Origin of the sequence: Pontiella sp. (assembly GCF_041622395.1) — a bacterium.
In the GTDB taxonomy this organism is placed as follows: domain Bacteria; phylum Verrucomicrobiota; class Kiritimatiellia; order Kiritimatiellales; family Pontiellaceae; genus Pontiella.
Genome location: NZ_JBFJYW010000054.1, coordinates 1 through 15417 on the forward strand (window position 1 = coordinate 1; position 15417 = coordinate 15417).

At 63.4% G+C, this 15417-nt stretch carries 15 protein-coding genes and 1 pseudogene; 8 read left to right on the plus strand and 8 right to left on the minus strand.

Annotated elements, in window-relative coordinates; all coding sequences use genetic code 11:
* The 5 genes and pseudogenes from ABYO54_RS04880 to corA all read right to left on the minus strand — a co-directional run.
* Window positions 1–287: pseudogene (locus tag ABYO54_RS04880) on the minus strand (amino acid permease); the annotation flags it as partial.
* Window positions 284–1045, minus strand: coding sequence for a 2,3-diphosphoglycerate-dependent phosphoglycerate mutase (gene gpmA / locus ABYO54_RS04885; protein ID WP_372807121.1), 762 nt, complete (start codon window positions 1043–1045; stop codon window positions 284–286). The gene gpmA and the pseudogene ABYO54_RS04880, both read right to left, overlap by 4 nt.
* Window positions 1020–2138, minus strand: a complete 1119-nt coding sequence (gene glgP / locus ABYO54_RS04890; protein WP_372807122.1) for an alpha-glucan family phosphorylase — start codon at window positions 2136–2138, stop codon at window positions 1020–1022. Before glgP ends, gpmA begins: the two co-directional genes overlap by 26 nt.
* Window positions 2027–2719, minus strand: coding sequence for a hypothetical protein (locus ABYO54_RS04895; RefSeq protein ID WP_372807123.1), 693 nt, complete (start codon window positions 2717–2719; stop codon window positions 2027–2029). Before ABYO54_RS04895 ends, glgP begins: the two co-directional genes overlap by 112 nt.
* Window positions 2720–2748: 29 nt before the next feature.
* Complete coding sequence (gene corA, locus ABYO54_RS04900) at window positions 2749–3843, minus strand: magnesium/cobalt transporter CorA (protein WP_372807124.1); 1095 nt, start codon at window positions 3841–3843, stop codon at window positions 2749–2751.
* Window positions 3844–4144: 301 nt separating this feature from the next.
* On the opposite strand from corA, the gene ABYO54_RS04905 reads away from it, so the two are divergent.
* The 8 genes from ABYO54_RS04905 (at window position 4145) to ABYO54_RS04940 (ending at window position 13509) form a co-directional block, all read left to right on the plus strand.
* Window positions 4145–4741, plus strand: coding sequence for a MarC family protein (locus ABYO54_RS04905; protein ID WP_372807125.1), 597 nt, complete (start codon window positions 4145–4147; stop codon window positions 4739–4741).
* 113 nt (window positions 4742–4854) lie between these two features.
* A complete protein-coding gene (locus ABYO54_RS04910) occupies window positions 4855–5466 on the plus strand; it encodes a PIG-L deacetylase family protein (RefSeq protein ID WP_372807126.1) in 612 nt (203 codons plus the stop codon).
* Window positions 5463–6605: a glycosyltransferase family 4 protein gene (locus ABYO54_RS04915; protein ID WP_372807127.1), complete on the plus strand. Its 1143-nt coding sequence runs from the start codon at window positions 5463–5465 to the stop codon at window positions 6603–6605. Before ABYO54_RS04910 ends, ABYO54_RS04915 begins: the two co-directional genes overlap by 4 nt.
* 1 nt (window position 6606) lies before the next feature.
* Window positions 6607–7779, plus strand: a complete 1173-nt coding sequence (locus tag ABYO54_RS04920; protein WP_372807128.1) for a glycoside hydrolase 100 family protein — start codon at window positions 6607–6609, stop codon at window positions 7777–7779.
* Window positions 7772–10048: a glycosyltransferase family 4 protein gene (locus ABYO54_RS04925; RefSeq protein ID WP_372807129.1), complete on the plus strand. Its 2277-nt coding sequence runs from the start codon at window positions 7772–7774 to the stop codon at window positions 10046–10048. Before ABYO54_RS04920 ends, ABYO54_RS04925 begins: the two co-directional genes overlap by 8 nt.
* A gap of 13 nt (window positions 10049–10061) precedes the next feature.
* Complete coding sequence (locus ABYO54_RS04930) at window positions 10062–11093, plus strand: glycosyltransferase family 4 protein (protein ID WP_372807130.1); 1032 nt, start codon at window positions 10062–10064, stop codon at window positions 11091–11093.
* On the plus strand, window positions 11090–12037 hold the full coding sequence (locus tag ABYO54_RS04935; RefSeq protein ID WP_372807131.1) for a glycoside hydrolase family 130 protein: 948 nt from the start codon (window positions 11090–11092) through the stop codon (window positions 12035–12037). The genes ABYO54_RS04930 and ABYO54_RS04935 overlap by 4 nt, the downstream gene beginning before the upstream one ends.
* 11 nt (window positions 12038–12048) lie before the next feature.
* Complete coding sequence (locus ABYO54_RS04940; protein ID WP_372807132.1) at window positions 12049–13509, plus strand: glycoside hydrolase family 130 protein; 1461 nt, start codon at window positions 12049–12051, stop codon at window positions 13507–13509.
* Here ABYO54_RS04940 and ABYO54_RS04945 read toward each other — a convergent pair.
* From ABYO54_RS04945 to ABYO54_RS04955, 3 genes are all read right to left on the minus strand, one after another.
* Complete coding sequence (locus ABYO54_RS04945; RefSeq protein ID WP_372807133.1) at window positions 13506–14348, minus strand: mechanosensitive ion channel family protein; 843 nt, start codon at window positions 14346–14348, stop codon at window positions 13506–13508. The two genes, ABYO54_RS04940 and ABYO54_RS04945, sit on opposite strands and share 4 nt — an antisense overlap.
* Window positions 14345–15139 carry a DUF432 domain-containing protein gene (locus tag ABYO54_RS04950; RefSeq protein ID WP_372807134.1) on the minus strand — a complete coding sequence of 265 codons (795 nt, stop codon included), beginning with the start codon at window positions 15137–15139 and terminating at the stop codon, window positions 14345–14347. The genes ABYO54_RS04945 and ABYO54_RS04950 overlap by 4 nt, the downstream gene beginning before the upstream one ends.
* 159 nt (window positions 15140–15298) lie before the next feature.
* Window positions 15299–15409 carry a mechanosensitive ion channel domain-containing protein gene (locus ABYO54_RS04955; protein WP_372807135.1) on the minus strand — a complete coding sequence of 37 codons (111 nt, stop codon included), beginning with the start codon at window positions 15407–15409 and terminating at the stop codon, window positions 15299–15301.
* Window positions 15410–15417: the final 8 nt, after the last annotated feature.

The window sequence follows — 15417 nt, forward strand, 5'->3', positions numbered from 1 at the left end:
GAAATCAGGTAGTAGTCGCCGCCGCCCTTCACCCGCAGGTTGGTGGCAACGGCGGCGAGGCTGATGCTGGTCAGGATCGAGATGGCGTTGGCCAGGCCGATGATCACCAGCGCCTTGCCCAGCCCGGCGTTGCCGACCACGTAGCCCAGACGCAGGAACAGGATGATCCCGAGAATCGTCAGGACACTCGGCGTGAACACGCCGGCGAAGGTGCCCAGCGTTCCCCCCTCGTTCACTTCGGGGTTCGACGACCCGGCCGCGGCGGCCCGTTTGGTTGCTTTTTTCATGGGTGGTTGGTTCCTGTTCCGGGTTGCGGTTCCCCGAGATAATAGTGGCGGATGGGACGGAGTTCATCATCCAGTTCGTAAACGAGCGGAATGCCGGTGGGAATGTTCAACTCGATGATGTCGGCATCCGAGACGCCGTCGAGGTGCTTGATCAGCGCGCGTAGGCTGTTGCCGTGCGCCACCAGCAAAACGTTTTGGCCGGCCGCCAGCGGCGGAGCGATCCGTTCGTGCCAGCAGGGCAGGACGCGGTCCATGGTGTCTTTCAGGCATTCGGTTGCGGGAATCTCTTCCGGGCGGAGCGCCCGGTAGCGCGGGTCGTGGCCCGGATGCCGCGGATCTTCGGGTTCCAGCGCAGGCGGCCGGATATCGTAGCTGCGGCGCCATTGACGCACCTGCTCCGCGCCGAATTTTTCGGCGGTCTCGGCTTTGTTGAGGCCCTGCAGCGCGCCGTAGTGCCGCTCGTTGAGCCGCCAGTCGCGCCGGACGGGCAGCCACGCCATGTTCATCTCGTCGAGCACCAGCCAGAGCGTGCGGATCGCGCGCGTCAAGACCGAGGTGAACGCCACGTCGAAACCGAAGCCTTGCTGCTTCAAGAGATCGCCCGCCTGAATGGCCTCGAAGATTCCGTGGTCCGACAGATCGACGTCCGTCCATCCGGTAAAGAGGTTTTGCTTGTTCCAGATGCTTTCGCCGTGGCGCAGCAGCACCAGTCGACGGGGGGCATGCGGCGGGTTATCCGTAGTAGGCGTTGGAGACATATTGAAGCACCATGCGTTGGGTGTTGAAGAACGATCCGTTGAGGGCGATGGCCGAGCGCATGACTTCGATGAACCCGCTGCGGTCGCCGTAGAACAGCGGCACGATGGTTTCGCCGAGCCGGCGGTAGAGCGAGGCCGCGTCGGCCGGCGTGCGGTCGGCGGTTTCGGGGGAGTGGACCCCGATGGGCCAGCCCGTGACGCCGTCGATGCAGCCTTCGATCCACCAGCCGTCGAGGATGCTCAGGCTCGGGACGCCGTTCATGGCGGCCTTCATGCCGCTGGTGCCGGAGGCTTCCATCGGCGGCTGGGGCGTGTTGAGCCAGAGGTCGACCCCGGCGGTCATGAGTTGGCCCAGCTCCCAGTCGTAGTTGACGAGATAGGCCATTTTGATTTCGGGTTTCAGCGAGGCTTGTGCCTGAAAGATCCGCTGGACGAATTCCTTGCCGGGCCGGTCCTGCGGATGGGCCTTGCCGGCGTAGACGATTTGCAGCTTGCCCTTTTCGGCGGCGATGGCCTTGAGCTTTTCGATGTCGTGCAGCAGCAGGTCGGCGCGTTTGTAGGTGGCGGCGCGCCGGGCGAAACCGACCGTGAAGGTGCCGGAGTCGAAGCCGGCGTTGGTTTCGCGGTTGATGCGGTCGATCAGCCGGAGCTTGTTTTCGGCGTGCGCCTTCCAGATCTCTTGGGGGGCGATGCTCAACGCGTAGCGCAGGCTGAAGTTGTCCTCCCGCCAGCCGGGAATGCAACGGTCGAACAGGCGCTGGAAGGAGGGCGAGACCCAGGTTGGGGCATGCACGCCGTTGGTGATGGCCTCGATGTGGTATTCGGCAAACATGTGGCGCGAGACTTCGGCGTGCTTTTTGGCGACGCCGTTGATGTAGTGGCTCATGTTCAGCGCGAGAAAGGTCATGTTCAGCATGTTCGAGCACCCGGTGCGGTCGCAGCAGGAAAGCTCGTGCATCTCCGCGACGCCGGCCTGGCCGATCACCCGCAGCGCCATGTCCCACGGGAACTGATCCTGCCCGGCGGGCACGGGGGTATGGGTCGTGAAGACGCACATTTCGCGGACGGCCTTGAGGTCTTCCGCATTGAACACCGGCCGGCCGCGGCCGCTTGCTCGTTGAGCAGCTCGACCGCCAGCAGCGCGGCGTGGCCTTCGTTCATATGGAAGCGTTCGAGGGTGTCGTGGCCGAGCATGCGCAGCGCGCGTACGCCGCCGATGCCGAGAATGATTTCCTGGCAGAGGCGATAGTGCGGGTCGCCGCCATAGAGGTAGTGCGTCAGCCGGCGGTCCCACTCGCCGTTTTCCGGCAGATCCGCGTCGAGCAGGCAAACCGGAACGGAATCGCCTTTCACCCCCTCGACTAGATATTGCCAAACCCGCAGCTGCACCTCGCGGCCTTCGATGGTGACCGCGACCCGCCCCGGCAGTTCGGTCAGGAAATCTTCGACCACCCATTCGACGGGCTCTTCGGTCTGCCATCCGGCGGCATCGAGGTGCTGGTAGAAGTAGCCCTTGCGGTGGAGCAACGTCACCGCCACCAGCGGCAGGCCGAGGTCGGCCGCCGAGCGCAACGTGTCGCCGGCGAGAATGCCGAGGCCCCCGCTGTAGGTCGGGATCTCTGGCCGCAATGCGATTTCCATCGAGAAGTAGGCAATCAATTGGTTGTTGTCCATAGGGCGGGGCCTCCGGTTCGTCCGTTCCATCAAAACCATTTCTTGCGGCGGAAATAGTAGAGCATGCCGGCCGTCATGCAGATCATGAGGAGCCAGGCGACCGGATAGCTGTATTTCCAGTGCAGCTCCGGCATGTGGTCGAAGTTCATGCCGTAGATGCCCGCCACGAAGGTGATCGGGATGAAGATGGTGGCGATGATGGTGAGCACCTGCATGACCTGGTTGGTTTTGTGGCCGAGGCTGGAGAGGTAGAGGTCCTGCACGCCGCTGAGCATGTCGCGGAAGGTTTCAACGGTGTCGATCACCTGGATGGTATGGTCGTAGAGGTCGCGCAGATAGGCGTGGGTCTTGGGCTTGAGCAGCTTGCTCTCGCCGCGTTCGAGCCCGCCGATGGCTTCGCGCAGCGGCCAGACCGCTTTGCGGATGTAGAGCAGTTCGCGTTTCTGGGCATAGAGTTCGTTCATCAAGGCGGCGCTGGGATTATCCAGGATGTTCTGCTCGATGGATTCGATCTGCTCGCCGGTCTGCTCCATGATCAGGAAATAGTTGTCCACGATGGCGTCCATCAGGGCGTAGAGCAGATAGTCCGGCCCCATTTTGCGGATGCGGCCGTGGTTTTTGCGCAGCCGATCGCGGATCAGGTCGAACACATCGCCGGCGGTTTCCTGGAAGGAGATCAGGCAACGGGCGGTCAGAATGAAACTGATTTGCTCGGAGTGGAGCTCGCGGGTTTCGGCCTCGGTGTAGAGCATGCGCACGACGAGGAAGAGATAGTCGCCGAGCTCTTCGAGCTTGGGGCGCTGCGTGGTGTGCAGGATGTCTTCGAGCACCAGCGGATGGATATCGAACTGCGTTCCGATCCGGCCGATCGCCTCGGTATCGTTGAGGCCGGTGACGTTGATCCAGCTGACCGTTTCGGAGTCCTTGAAGGCCACGCAGGCTTCCGTCGTCACATCCTGCTGATCGGAAATGGTTGCGCCATCGTAGTCGATCACGGAGATGCGGAGCGGGACCTCCTTCTGCCGGCCCGTATAGACCATCGATCCCGGCGGAAGCCCCCGCTTCTCCGAAACCGTGAACAATCTCTTCATCTGCTTGTCTGCAACGCTAAACAATTTATTCATCAATATTACCTTTACGAATCGTACCGATATAACACCCCTTATCGATTCGATTTCAAGCGCCATCGGGAACCGATTCGAAACCGGCGCCCCCTCCCCCGGCGAAACCGCAGATCGCCCCAACATTGAACTGGCCACGGCGACCGGAAAGGATTATACGGCAAATCGTTAAAGCGGAGCCACAAACCCAAACCCCGGGAGCCGGACACCTTGTCGATGAGGGCCGCGGCACGGATCAAACGTCGGTAATCGGGGCGGAGAAAAGCCGTCGGGACGTTGCTTGGCCTGCAAAAGGAGGATTGGTATGGCTGATTTCATCCACCGCTCATTGATGGCCTTCATCCGGCTGTTCGTCGCTCTCGACATCATCGGCGTCCTGCCGATTTTCTATGGGCTGACCCAAGACGCGACCGCACCGGAACGCAGCCGCATTGCCCGGCGCGCGGTGCTGACGGCGTCGGTGTTGGGCGTGGCCTTCTTCGTGGCGGGCAAATTGGTGTTCCGCCTGCTGAACATCACCGAACACGATTTCCGCGTGGGCGGCGGATTGATTCTGCTCGTCCTGGCCGTAAGCGATCTGCTTTTCTCCGGCGAATCATCGCGAGCACCGGGCGCGGACGTGGGCGTGGTCCCCATCGGCGTCCCGCTGATCCTTGGCCCGGCCGCGCTGACCACCCTGCTGGTGCTCGTTCCGGCCTGCGGCTACGGGCCAACGCTGCTGGCGCTGGTGGCCAACCTGCTCATCGTGCTGCTGGTGTTCCGCCTGGCAGACCGCATCGTCGCCCGGCTCCAGCTCGCCGGCGTACGCGCGGTTTCCAAAATCACATCGCTGTTCCTCGCGGCCATCGCGGTGATGATGATTCGGCTGGGCATCAGCGGCATGCTGGGCACCGCGCCTTGACCCCCGCGCGGCGAGGAACCCCAAGCGCTAAAAGACTTCGACTTTCCGATAAAAAAACATTAGCCGAAACCGCATCCTCTTGCTAGATTGCACGGGTTAGTGCGGGGGTTTGAATGAACGCGGATTCAATTTACTGGCCGTACGCTTCGGCCTTGATGCTCGTTGCGCATCCCGACGACGAAACCCTTTGGGGCGGCGGAACGATCCTGATGCACCCGGAGACCCGCTGGACCGTGGCGGCCCTCTGCCGGCGCAACGACCCCGACCGCGCCCCGAAATTCAAGAACGTGCTCCAGCGGCTCGGCGCGACCGGTGCGCTGGGCGATCTCGACGACGGCCCCGAACAGACCCCGCTTGCCCCGTCCGTCGTTCAGGACGCCGTGCTCGCGCTCGTTGGCGGGCTCGAGGTCGACCTGATCATCACGCACAGCGTGGCCGGCGAATACGAGCGCCACCGCCGCCACGAGGAAACCGGCGCGGCCGTGCTGGCCTTGCGGGAGGCCGGGAAACTCCGCAGCCCGGCGCTTTGGTCGTTCGCCTACCGCGACGCCCGCGCTTTGCCCGAGGCGGATATCCGGATCGAACTGCCGGCGGAAATCTGGGCGCGCAAGCGCCACCTGGTGGGCGAGATCTATGGATTTGCGCCAACCAGTTTCGAAATGAACGCCGCGCGGCGAGAAGAAGCGTTTTGGCGATTGCATCCCGCAACGGAGGGGAACCCATGAAAGTACTGCTGCTCTACGACTATCCGCCGTCGCCCGGCGGACTGGCAACGCAAGGCGCCCTGCTGCATCGCGGGCTCGACGAACTCGGCGTGGAAGTGCATTCCGTGCATTTCGAATCGGCCCAGGAGAAGGAGTGGTACTATCGCTGGTTCGAGCCGGACGTGGTGGTGGGCATCGGCTACTGGGGCCACACGCCGGATCTGGTGCTGCATCCGCAGCGCTCCGGCGCGCGGCCCGTGCCGTGGCTGGTCGCCGACGGCTACATGGCCAACTACCGCGAAATCCTCGATGCGCTGCCGCTCGTGCTGGTGACGTCGCGCTGGGTGAAAGAGGTCTATGTGCGCGACGGCCTCAAAGGCCAAAACATCCAGGTGCTGCCGGTGGGCTGCGACACCGATGCGTTCATCCCGCGCGACAAAACCGACCCCAAGGTGGCCGCCGTGCGCGAGGCGCTCGGCATTGCCCCCGACCAGATCATGGTGCTCACCGTCGGCGGCGACGCCACCTCGAAAGGCGCCCAGGAAGTGATGCAGGCACTGGCGCTGATCGACGCACAGGCACCGGACTGGAAATACGTTTGCAAAGTCTGGCCCCAGCCGCGCACCTTCCAGCAAAACGTCACCGACATCCAGCTGGCCACGCAGCTCGGCATCGACAAAAACGTCACCTACGCCACCAACGTCACCTCGCGCAACTTCATGCCCTACCTGATTGCGGCGTGCGACATCTATGCCGCCCCCTCGCGGCTCGAAGGTTTCGGCATGATCCAGGTCGAGGCCAACGCCTGCGGCAAGCCGGTGCTGGGCATCAACGCCATGGGGCTGCTCGACACCATGGTCCATGGCGAAACCGCGCTGCTCGCCGGCGTGGCGCAGGAGATCGTGCTGCGGGAAACGATCCTGGGCGAGGAATCCGGCTATACCGAAGGGTACCGCCATGTGTTCAACCAGCCGCGCACCGTCGATTACCGCGCCAGCGTCCACGACATCGCCGAACACCTCCTGCGGCTGATGCAGGACGAAACGCTGCGCCAGCGGCTCGGCGAGGCCGGGCGCAAGCGCGTCGTGGAGCATTTCGACTACCGGGTGGTCGCCCGCAAATTCATCGATATCGTCACCAAGGAACTGGAGCTGTCGTAACATGAAAACCGAAATCGACGAAGCCAAAGCCGCCGCGCTCGAGGTCTTGCGGCACAATGCGCACGGGCCCTACCGCGGGTTGCCGCGCACGGCCGGATGGGGCTATCCCGAACCCTACACGCGCGACCTGATGATCGCGGCGCTCGGCATCCTCGTATCCGGCGACGAAACGCTGATGCGCGCCCTGCGCAGGACGCTTGAAGTCGTGGCCGACAACCAGAGCCCGCGCGGCCACATTCCCTCGCTCGTCCACGATGCGGACGACCGCGGCGCGAGCGACACCACCCCGCTGTTCCTGATGGCGGCGGCCATGTTTCGCGATACCGTTGGAGAGCCCGCCTTCCTGCAGGACGCCATAGAAAAAGCGGTGCGGTGGATGGAATACCAGAGTCCGGCCGACGACGGGGTTGTCGCCCAGCTGCCGACGAGCGACTGGCGCGACGAGCAGTGGGTGCTGGGCTACGGGCTCTACGTCAACACGGTCGTCTACACCTACCAGCGGTTGCTCGGCCTGCACGGCCCGGCCGAAACGCTGCGGAATGCGATGAGCCACTTCACCATCACCGGCGGCGAACAGCACAAGCACGTGCACGAAGGGCTGGTCATCCGCCACAAACCCTACTATGCGCTCTGGTCCTACAAAGTGCTCGGCAGCGAACGCGTCGACCTGCTCGGCAACAGCCTGGCGATCCTCTCCGGCATCGCGGCGCCTTCCCGGGCCGAAGCGCTGGTACGCTGGATCGAGTCGGAATGCGAACAGCTGCGCGACAGCGGCTTGTTGGCGGTCGAACTGCCGCCGAACCTCTTCCCCTATCTGCAGCCGGGCGACCCGGACTGGCACCCGCGCGACGCGCTGTTCAACCAACCGGGCGAATACCACAACGGCGGCATCTGGCCGTTTGTCTGCGGCTTCTACATCGCCGCGCTGGTGGCCGCCGGCCGCCCGAAACTGGCGGCGCGCCGACTCGACGACCTGACCGCGCTCGTCCGCCGGCGCCGCAAGGAACCGGTCGAATGGGGCTTCAACGAATGGTACCGCGCACAGGACGGCACCGCCCGGGGGCAGGACTGGCAGACGTGGTCGGCGGCGATGTACCTCTACGCCGCCCGCTGCGTGGAAGAAAACCGGACGCCGTTCTTCGAGGCGGTCCGCCGGAGGGAGCACGATGAATGAGTCAACCGTCAAGCGGGTTGCCTTCGTGGGCAACTATGTGCCGCGCCAATGCGGGATCGCCACCTTCACCACCGACGTTTGCGAGGCGGTCGCCGCGGCCGTCCCGGAGACGAGCTGCATGGCACTGCCGGTCAACGACACCGAAGCGGGCTACGCCTATCCGCCGCGCGTACGTTTCGAGCTTTCGGAAAAGGATGTTGCCTCCTACCGCCGCGCCGCGGATTTCCTGAACATCAACAACGTCGACGTCGTCTGCATGCAGCACGAATACGGCATCTACGGCGGGCCGGCCGGCAGCCATATCCTGGCGCTGCTGCGCGAGCTGCGCATGCCGATCGTCACCACGCTGCACACCGTGTTGCAAGAGCCCCTGCCGGAGCAGCGGCGCGTGCTGGAAGAGGTGGCCGCATTGTCGGACCGCTTGGTCGTGATGAGCCGGCGCGGCGTGGGATTTTTGACGGACATCTACGGCGTGCCGCCGGAAAAGATCGACTTCATCCACCACGGCGTGCCGGACGTGCCGTTCGTCGACCCCAGCTACCACAAGGACCTTTTCGGGGTGGAGGGCAAGATGGTGCTGCTGAGCTTCGGCCTGCTTTCCGCCAACAAGGGGATCGAAACGGTCATCGCGGCACTGCCGGCGATTATTGCGCGGCATCCGGAGGTGGTCTACATGATCGTGGGCGCCACCCATCCCCATGTGTTGCAGCACGAGGGCGAGTCCTACCGGCTCTCGCTCCAGCGGCTCGCCCAGAAGCTCGGCGTGGCCGGCAACGTGATCTTCCACAACAGCTTCGTCACGCTCGAGCAGCTGATCGAGTTCATCAGCGCGGCGGATCTGTACATCACGCCCTATCTCAACGCGGCGCAGATCACCTCCGGCACGCTGGCCTACACCGTCGGCGCCGGCAAAGCCGTTGTTTCGACGCCCTACTGGTACGCGGAAGAACTGCTGGCCGACGGCCGGGGCGTGCTGTTCCCGTTCGGCGATTCCGCCGCGCTCGCCAAACAGGTGCTCGAGCTGCTCGACGAAGGCGCCCACCGCCACGCCATGCGCAAACGCGCCTACCTCTTCGGCCGCGAAATGATCTGGCCGGCCGTGGCCCAACGCTATATGGAAAGCTTCGGGCGCGCCCGCACCGAATGCCGCCATTCGGCCCCGCCCGGCTATGCCGTCAAGCCGCTCGACCAGCGCTCGACCGACCTGCCGCCCCTCAAGCTCGATCATCTGCACCGCATGACGGACGATACCGGCATGATCCAGCACGCAAAGTTCGCCGTGCCCAACTACCACGAAGGCTACAGCATCGACGACAACGCCCGCGCGCTGGTGGCCAGCGTGCTGCTCTCGGAGCTGGAGACCGGCAACGGCCCGTCGCTGGAGCCGGCCTCGCGCTACCTCGCGTTTGTCCACTATGCCTTCAACCCGGAAACCGGGCGCTTCCGCAATTTCATGGACTACCGGCGCAACTGGCTGGACAGCCGGGGTTCGGACGACAGCCACGGCCGCACGCTCTGGGCGCTGGGCACGGTGCTGGGCCGCTTCGCGATTCCTTCCCTGCGCGGCATCGCCGGCCAGCTGTTCGAGCAGGCGCTGCCCGCCATTCCCGACACCACCAGTCCGCGGGGCTGGGCCTTTGCCCTGCTCGGCATCCACGAATACCTGCGGCGCTTCGAGGGCGACCGGCTCGTCAACCGGATCCGCGACGAACTGGCCGAACGCCTGGTTGAACTCTACCGCGCCTGCCGCTCGGAGGACTGGTGCTGGTACGAGGACCGGCTGACCTACTGCAACGCCGTGCTGCCGCACGCCATGCTCATGTGCGGCCAATGGATCCCCGACGGCGAGATGTGCGAAATCGGCCTCGAATCGCTCCATTGGCTGGCCGCCGTGCAACACAGCGACGGCCCCGACGTCCATTTTTCGCCGATCGGCTCCAACGGCTTCTACGTGCGCGGCGGCGAACGCGCGCGCTTCGACCAGCAGCCGGTCGAGGCGCACGTGATGGCCTCCGCCTGCCTCGAAGCCTATCGCTGCACCGGCGACCCCTGCTGGATGACCGAGGCGCGGCGCACCTTCGAATGGTTCCTCGGGCGCAACGACCTGAATCTGCCGCTCTACGATCCCATCACGGGCGGATGCCGCGACGGCCTCCACCCCGACCGCCCCAACGAAAACCAGGGCGCCGAGTCCACCCTCGCGTTCATCCAGACGCTGCTCGAACTGCGGCTGGCCGAAAACACCATCCCCAACGGCACGGCCCCCTAAACGGAGACTTCCCATGCGCATTGCCATGCTCGCCCCGATTGCCTGGCGCACGCCGCCGCGCCACTACGGCCCGTGGGAAAGCGTCGTCTCGCTTTTAACCGAAGGCCTGGTTGCGCGCGGCATCGACGTTACGCTGTTCGCCACCGCCGATTCGGAAACCGGCGGGACGCTGCGGTCGGTGTGCGCGCAGGGCTATGAGGAGGATCGGGACATGAACGCCAAGGTCTGGGAATGCCTGCATATTTCCGAGGTGTTCGAACACGCCGGCGAATTCGATCTCATCCACAACCATTTCGATTTTCTGCCGCTCACCTACTCGGGGCTGATCGACACGCCGGTGGTGACCACCATCCACGGGTTTTCCTCGCCGGCCATTCTGCCCGTCTACCGCAAATACAACCGGCGCACCGCCTATGTTTCCATCAGCGCGGCCGACCGCGCGGAAGGGCTCGACTATGTGGCGACCGTCCATCACGGCATTGATCTGTCGCAGTTCGATTTCCGGGCGCAGCCGGAGGACTATCTGCTGTTCTTCGGGCGCATCCATCCCGACAAGGGGGCCCGGGAGGCGATCGCGATCGCCCGCACCTGCGGCAAACGGTTGGTCCTGGCCGGGATCGTTCAGGACACCGGCTACTTCAAGCAATACGTCGAACCCGCGCTGGAAAGCGGGCGGGTGGACTTTGTCGGCAGCGTCGGGCCGGCGCGGCGCAACGCGTTGCTCGGCGGCGCCGGCGCACTGCTGCATCCGATTTCGTTCGCCGAGCCTTTCGGACTGTCGATCATCGAGGCGATGGCCTGCGGCACCCCGACGATTGCGTTCAACCGCGGCAGCATGCCGGAGCTGATCGAACACGGGATCAATGGATTCCTGGCGAACGATTGCGGCGAGGCCGTGGCGCAGGTGGCCCGCATCAACGAGATCGACCGGGCGCGCTGCCGCCAAACCGTCGAAGCACGTTTTACCGTCGGCCGGATGGTCGATGAATACATTGAAGTCTACCAACAGTTGCTCAGGCATCCACCGCATGGAGGTGCATCATGAAAACCATCCGCAACCGCCCGCTGGTTCAACGATACGAAAAGAATCCGATCCTGACGCGCCACGAGGTTCCGTACCCGGTCGGGACGGTGCACAATGCGGGGGTCGTGAAACACGACGGGCGCTACATCATGCTGTTCCGCGCGCACACGCACAACGGGCGGTCGATTGTCGGCAAGGCCGAGAGCACGGACGGCTTTGCGTTCGCGGTCGACGCCGAACCGTTTCTCGTTCCGGCCACCGGGGGCGTCTTCGCCGAATACGAAGCGTTCGGGGTCGAGGACCTGCGCATCACGCCGATCGAGGGCGAATACCTGCTGACCTACAGCGCCTACTCGCGCCACGGCGTGCGCATTGCGCTGGCCCGCACGCGGGATTTCCAGACGGTGGAACGCGTGGCGCTGATTACCCAGGCCGACCTGCGCAACGTGGTGATCTTTCCGCAACGGTTCGGCGGGCGCTATGTGCGGCTCGACCGGCCGCATTCGGAAATCACGCCGTGGTCGATCTGGATTTCCTATTCGCCCGACCTGATCCACTGGGGCGACTCGCGCCTGCTGATGAAGCCGGAGCCGTACCACTGGGACGAACTGAAAATCGGTCCCGGCGCGGTGCCGTTCAAAACCGAAGCCGGCTGGCTGAACATTTACCACGGCGTCTTCCAAACCATGGCCGGCGCGGTCTACCGCCTCGGCGTGGCGCTGCACGACCTCGACGATCCGTCGACGCTGATCGGCGTTTCCGACGATTGGATCCTGCAGCCGGAAGATCCGTGGGAGGTCGGCGGCTATGTGCCCAACGTCGTCTTCACCTGCGGCGCGGTGCCGGAAGACGACGGTACGGTTAAAATCTACTGGGGCGGCGCCGATACCGTCATGTGCGCGGGCACGGCGGTGGTCGACGAGCTCGTCGAACTGTGCCTGACCAACCCCCGCAAACCCTTTTAAGGAGACCCGCCATGAACCCGAAAATCAAACGCAAGAAAATCAAAATCCTGGGCGATCCCGGGCGCGTCATTGCCCAGCGGCATCTGCCCGGCAATCCGGACCGCATCAAACGCGTGATCGCGCGCGTGCTGTCGATGCCGGAAGACGCCGCCGAGCACCTGCTGGAGCAAGTGATACTGGACTTCGCCGAGCGCCATCGCGACATCGGCCAGATCTTCCGCCGCCACCTGAAACTGGTCGAAGAACACCTGCCGCCGGACCCGCAGCTGAGCGAAACCCGGCAGCAATTGCTCGGCTCCTTTTTCACCAAGGAATATTCGATCGAATCGGCCGCGCTGTTCAACCCGTCGATCGTGCCCCATCCGGACCAGAGCGGCCTGCGGCCCGGCGACCTGCGTTTCATCATCAGCCTGCGGGCGACCGGCGAAGGGCATATCTCTTCGATCGTTTTCCGCAGCGGGGTGCTCAGTGCCACCAACCTGTTTGCGCTGGACCCGGTCAGCGACTATGTCGAGACGCCGACGCTCATTCTCAACCCGGACTACGACCGCCACCTCTTCGAGCTCAAGCTCAACGAAATGGACGCCTGCAACGAGACCACCTGCTGGGTGCTCAATCAGCTGCCGGACTGGTTCACCTACAATGCCCTGAAAGAAAAACTCGACGAATTCCGACGGGAGCAGGGCACGCTCAATCCGCGGCAGATCGAAACGCTTTCGCACATCGACTGGCTGGCGCACTCCAACTACGAAACCTCGTTCCCGGCGGAATACCCGCTCTCCGAGCGCGTCATCTTTCCGGTCTCGAAGAACGAGAGCAGCGGCATCGAGGATGCCCGCTTCGTGCGCTTCACGGAGGACGACGGCGAGGTGATCTACTATGCCACCTACACGGCCTACAACGGGTTCAACATCCTGCCGCAGCTGATCGAAACCCGCGACTTCGTCACCTTCAACGTCAGCACGCTCAACGGGAATGCGGTGCACAACAAAGGCATGGCGCTGTTCCCGCACCGGATCGACGGCCGCTACGTCATGCTCTCGCGGCAGGACGGCGAAAACAACCGCATCATGTTTTCCGACCATCTGCACTTTTGGCAGGAGTCCGAGATCATTCAGGAGCCGACGCGTTCCTGGGAATTCATTCAGGTGGGCAACTGCGGTTCGCCGCTGGAAACGGACGCCGGCTGGCTGGTGCTCACGCACGGCGTCGGCCCGATGCGCCAATACTCCATCGGCGCGATGCTGCTCGACCGCGACCACCCGGAAAAGATCATTGCCCGGCTGGAGGAGCCGTTGCTGACGCCGCACGAGGAGGAACGCGAAGGCTATGTGCCCAACGTCGTCTACACCTGCGGCGCGATTATCCACAACAAGGAGCTGGTCATTCCCTACGCCATGTCGGACATCCATTCCGGCATCGCCACCGTGGCGGTCGACGACCTGCTCGGCTGCATGCGGCCGCTGGGCTAGGCCGGGCCGGCGGGCGGAGGCACAATGTGGACCGGGAACGGCTTGGTGGCCTCGCCCGCATAGAGCGTCCGGTGCGGGAAGGGAATCTCGATGCCCTCTTCGTCGAAGCGCTTCTTCACCTCCAAGAGCAGGCTGTTGCGCAGGGCGACATAATCCGTCTTGGCAAACCATGGCCCGAACAGGAATTCGAGCGCCGAGTCGCCGAAGCCCTTGAACACGATGATCGGTTCGGGCTCGTCCAAACACAGCGGATTGGCGGTGGCGACCTCCTTCAGGATACGGATGACCTTTTCGATGTCTTCCTTATAGGCCACGCCGATATTGATATCCATGCGGCGAATCGGGAAACGGGTGACGTTGGTGAACGGGTTTTTAATCAGCGCTTCGTTGGGAATGCGGATGAGCTGGTTGGTGTAGGTCCGCAGATGCACCGAAAGCAGGTCGACGGAATAGACCACCCCGCGGTCGTTGCCGCACTCGAGCACATCGCCGATCGCAAAGGGCTTTTCCCAAATCAGGAACAGGCCGCTGATCAAATTCGAAAGACTGGTCTGGGAGGCGAAACCGATCGCCACGCCGGCAATCCCGGCCGCACCGAGCAGGGTGCCCAGTTTGACCCCGGCCTGCTGAAGCGTCATCATGACCAGGATCGTCGACCCCACATAAACCACGCCTTTGCTGATCAGCATAATCGACTGTTCGCTGACTTTTTTCTTCAGGCCTTTGCGGATGACATAGCCGAGCAACCGGAGCAACGGCAACCCGATCCCCAGCAGCAATGCGCAGATAACAATCGTCTCCGTGTGCGAGGCGATCCAACCGTAAACTTTTTCCATCATGAGATCTCGACCCGTTGTTTGAGGGTATCAAAGGTTTTCAGCAGCGCCCCGCGCTGCATGGCTTCGCGCGCATTGCCGAGCAGGCGGTTGGCCCGATCGAATTCCGGGGCCGCACTGGAGTAGACGAAGCGGCTCCAGGAATCTTCGCCGCGGTAGCTCACGCGCCCCTTGTTGGTCCACAGGCGCGTTGCGCCCTGGTAAATGTTGAGATATTGGGGCCGGAGACAAAGGCGCACGAAGTTGAGTTTTTCCTTCGAGGCATTGCGGACCTCCAGCGGGAACACCACCCGCTGGGCATTGGGACCGAGGTTTTCCGGGCTCAGTTTGGCGGTCGTCTTCATGGCGTAGCACAGTTCCCCTTCGGTCAGCGCCCCGAACCAGGAATTCGAGAGCGCCTGGGATGGAACCTCGACCACCAGCTCCTGCCGTTTTCCAAACGTAATCGCCAGCCAGAGCGGGATGCCGACAAAAAACTGGACCGACTCTTTCGGCATCAGGCACATCGGCATTTCCGGGCGGACAATCAGCGGGCGGTCGGGCAGCTGCGGTTTGAGCTGAATCGTGTCGACCTTTTCGCCCAGAATCCAGCGCGTCCAGCTGCGCTTGGCATCGAACGGCACCTCGTCGATAGAGAGCGCATAGCGGTCTTCGCTCGCGCCGTCCGTTTCATGGGCGATGTGCCATTCCTCCCTGCCGCGGTGAATCCAAAGATGCAGCGAACCCAGTTCCAGTTCGAGCGTCTGACCGCAGGCCAAAGAATGCGGACTCCAGAGTTGGGAATAATCGACCATTTTCTAAGGCTCCTGTCGCTTGCCGGCCGCCGCGGCTTGGTTCGCCCCCGCCGGCGCAGCGGAAGAAGAGGCGGCGTGTTTTTGTACACGGATATATTTCTGGAAGAACAGCGAATTCGGAACGTTGATATAATCGAGCTCCTCGTTACGCAGCACGGTCTAGAAGGTATTGATGGCCAGCACCTGTCCCTTGATTCCGTCCGGCATCACTTCAATGACATCTTCAATCCGGAAGGGCGTCGTGAAGAAGAGCAGGATCCCGGCGAGGATGTTTCCCA

Excerpts from the sequence above, each read along its gene's own strand:
- ABYO54_RS04925 (WP_372807129.1), top strand. The coding sequence starts at position 7,772 with ATGAATGAGTCAACCGTCAAGCGGGTTGCCTTCGTGGGCAACTATGTG.
- ABYO54_RS04935 (WP_372807131.1), top strand. The coding sequence starts at position 11,090 with ATGAAAACCATCCGCAACCGCCCGCTGGTTCAACGATACGAAAAGAAT.
- ABYO54_RS04910 (WP_372807126.1), top strand. The coding sequence starts at position 4,855 with ATGAACGCGGATTCAATTTACTGGCCGTACGCTTCGGCCTTGATGCTC.
- corA (WP_372807124.1), bottom strand. The coding sequence starts at position 3,843 with ATGAATAAATTGTTTAGCGTTGCAGACAAGCAGATGAAGAGATTGTTC.
- ABYO54_RS04930 (WP_372807130.1), top strand. The coding sequence starts at position 10,062 with ATGCGCATTGCCATGCTCGCCCCGATTGCCTGGCGCACGCCGCCGCGC.
- ABYO54_RS04950 (WP_372807134.1), bottom strand. The coding sequence starts at position 15,139 with ATGGTCGATTATTCCCAACTCTGGAGTCCGCATTCTTTGGCCTGCGGT.
- ABYO54_RS04920 (WP_372807128.1), top strand. The coding sequence starts at position 6,607 with ATGAAAACCGAAATCGACGAAGCCAAAGCCGCCGCGCTCGAGGTCTTG.
- gpmA (WP_372807121.1), bottom strand. The coding sequence starts at position 1,045 with ATGTCTCCAACGCCTACTACGGATAACCCGCCGCATGCCCCCCGTCGA.
- ABYO54_RS04940 (WP_372807132.1), top strand. The coding sequence starts at position 12,049 with ATGAACCCGAAAATCAAACGCAAGAAAATCAAAATCCTGGGCGATCCC.
- ABYO54_RS04945 (WP_372807133.1), bottom strand. The coding sequence starts at position 14,348 with ATGATGGAAAAAGTTTACGGTTGGATCGCCTCGCACACGGAGACGATT.
- ABYO54_RS04905 (WP_372807125.1), top strand. The coding sequence starts at position 4,145 with ATGGCTGATTTCATCCACCGCTCATTGATGGCCTTCATCCGGCTGTTC.
- ABYO54_RS04915 (WP_372807127.1), top strand. The coding sequence starts at position 5,463 with ATGAAAGTACTGCTGCTCTACGACTATCCGCCGTCGCCCGGCGGACTG.
- ABYO54_RS04895 (WP_372807123.1), bottom strand. The coding sequence starts at position 2,719 with ATGGACAACAACCAATTGATTGCCTACTTCTCGATGGAAATCGCATTG.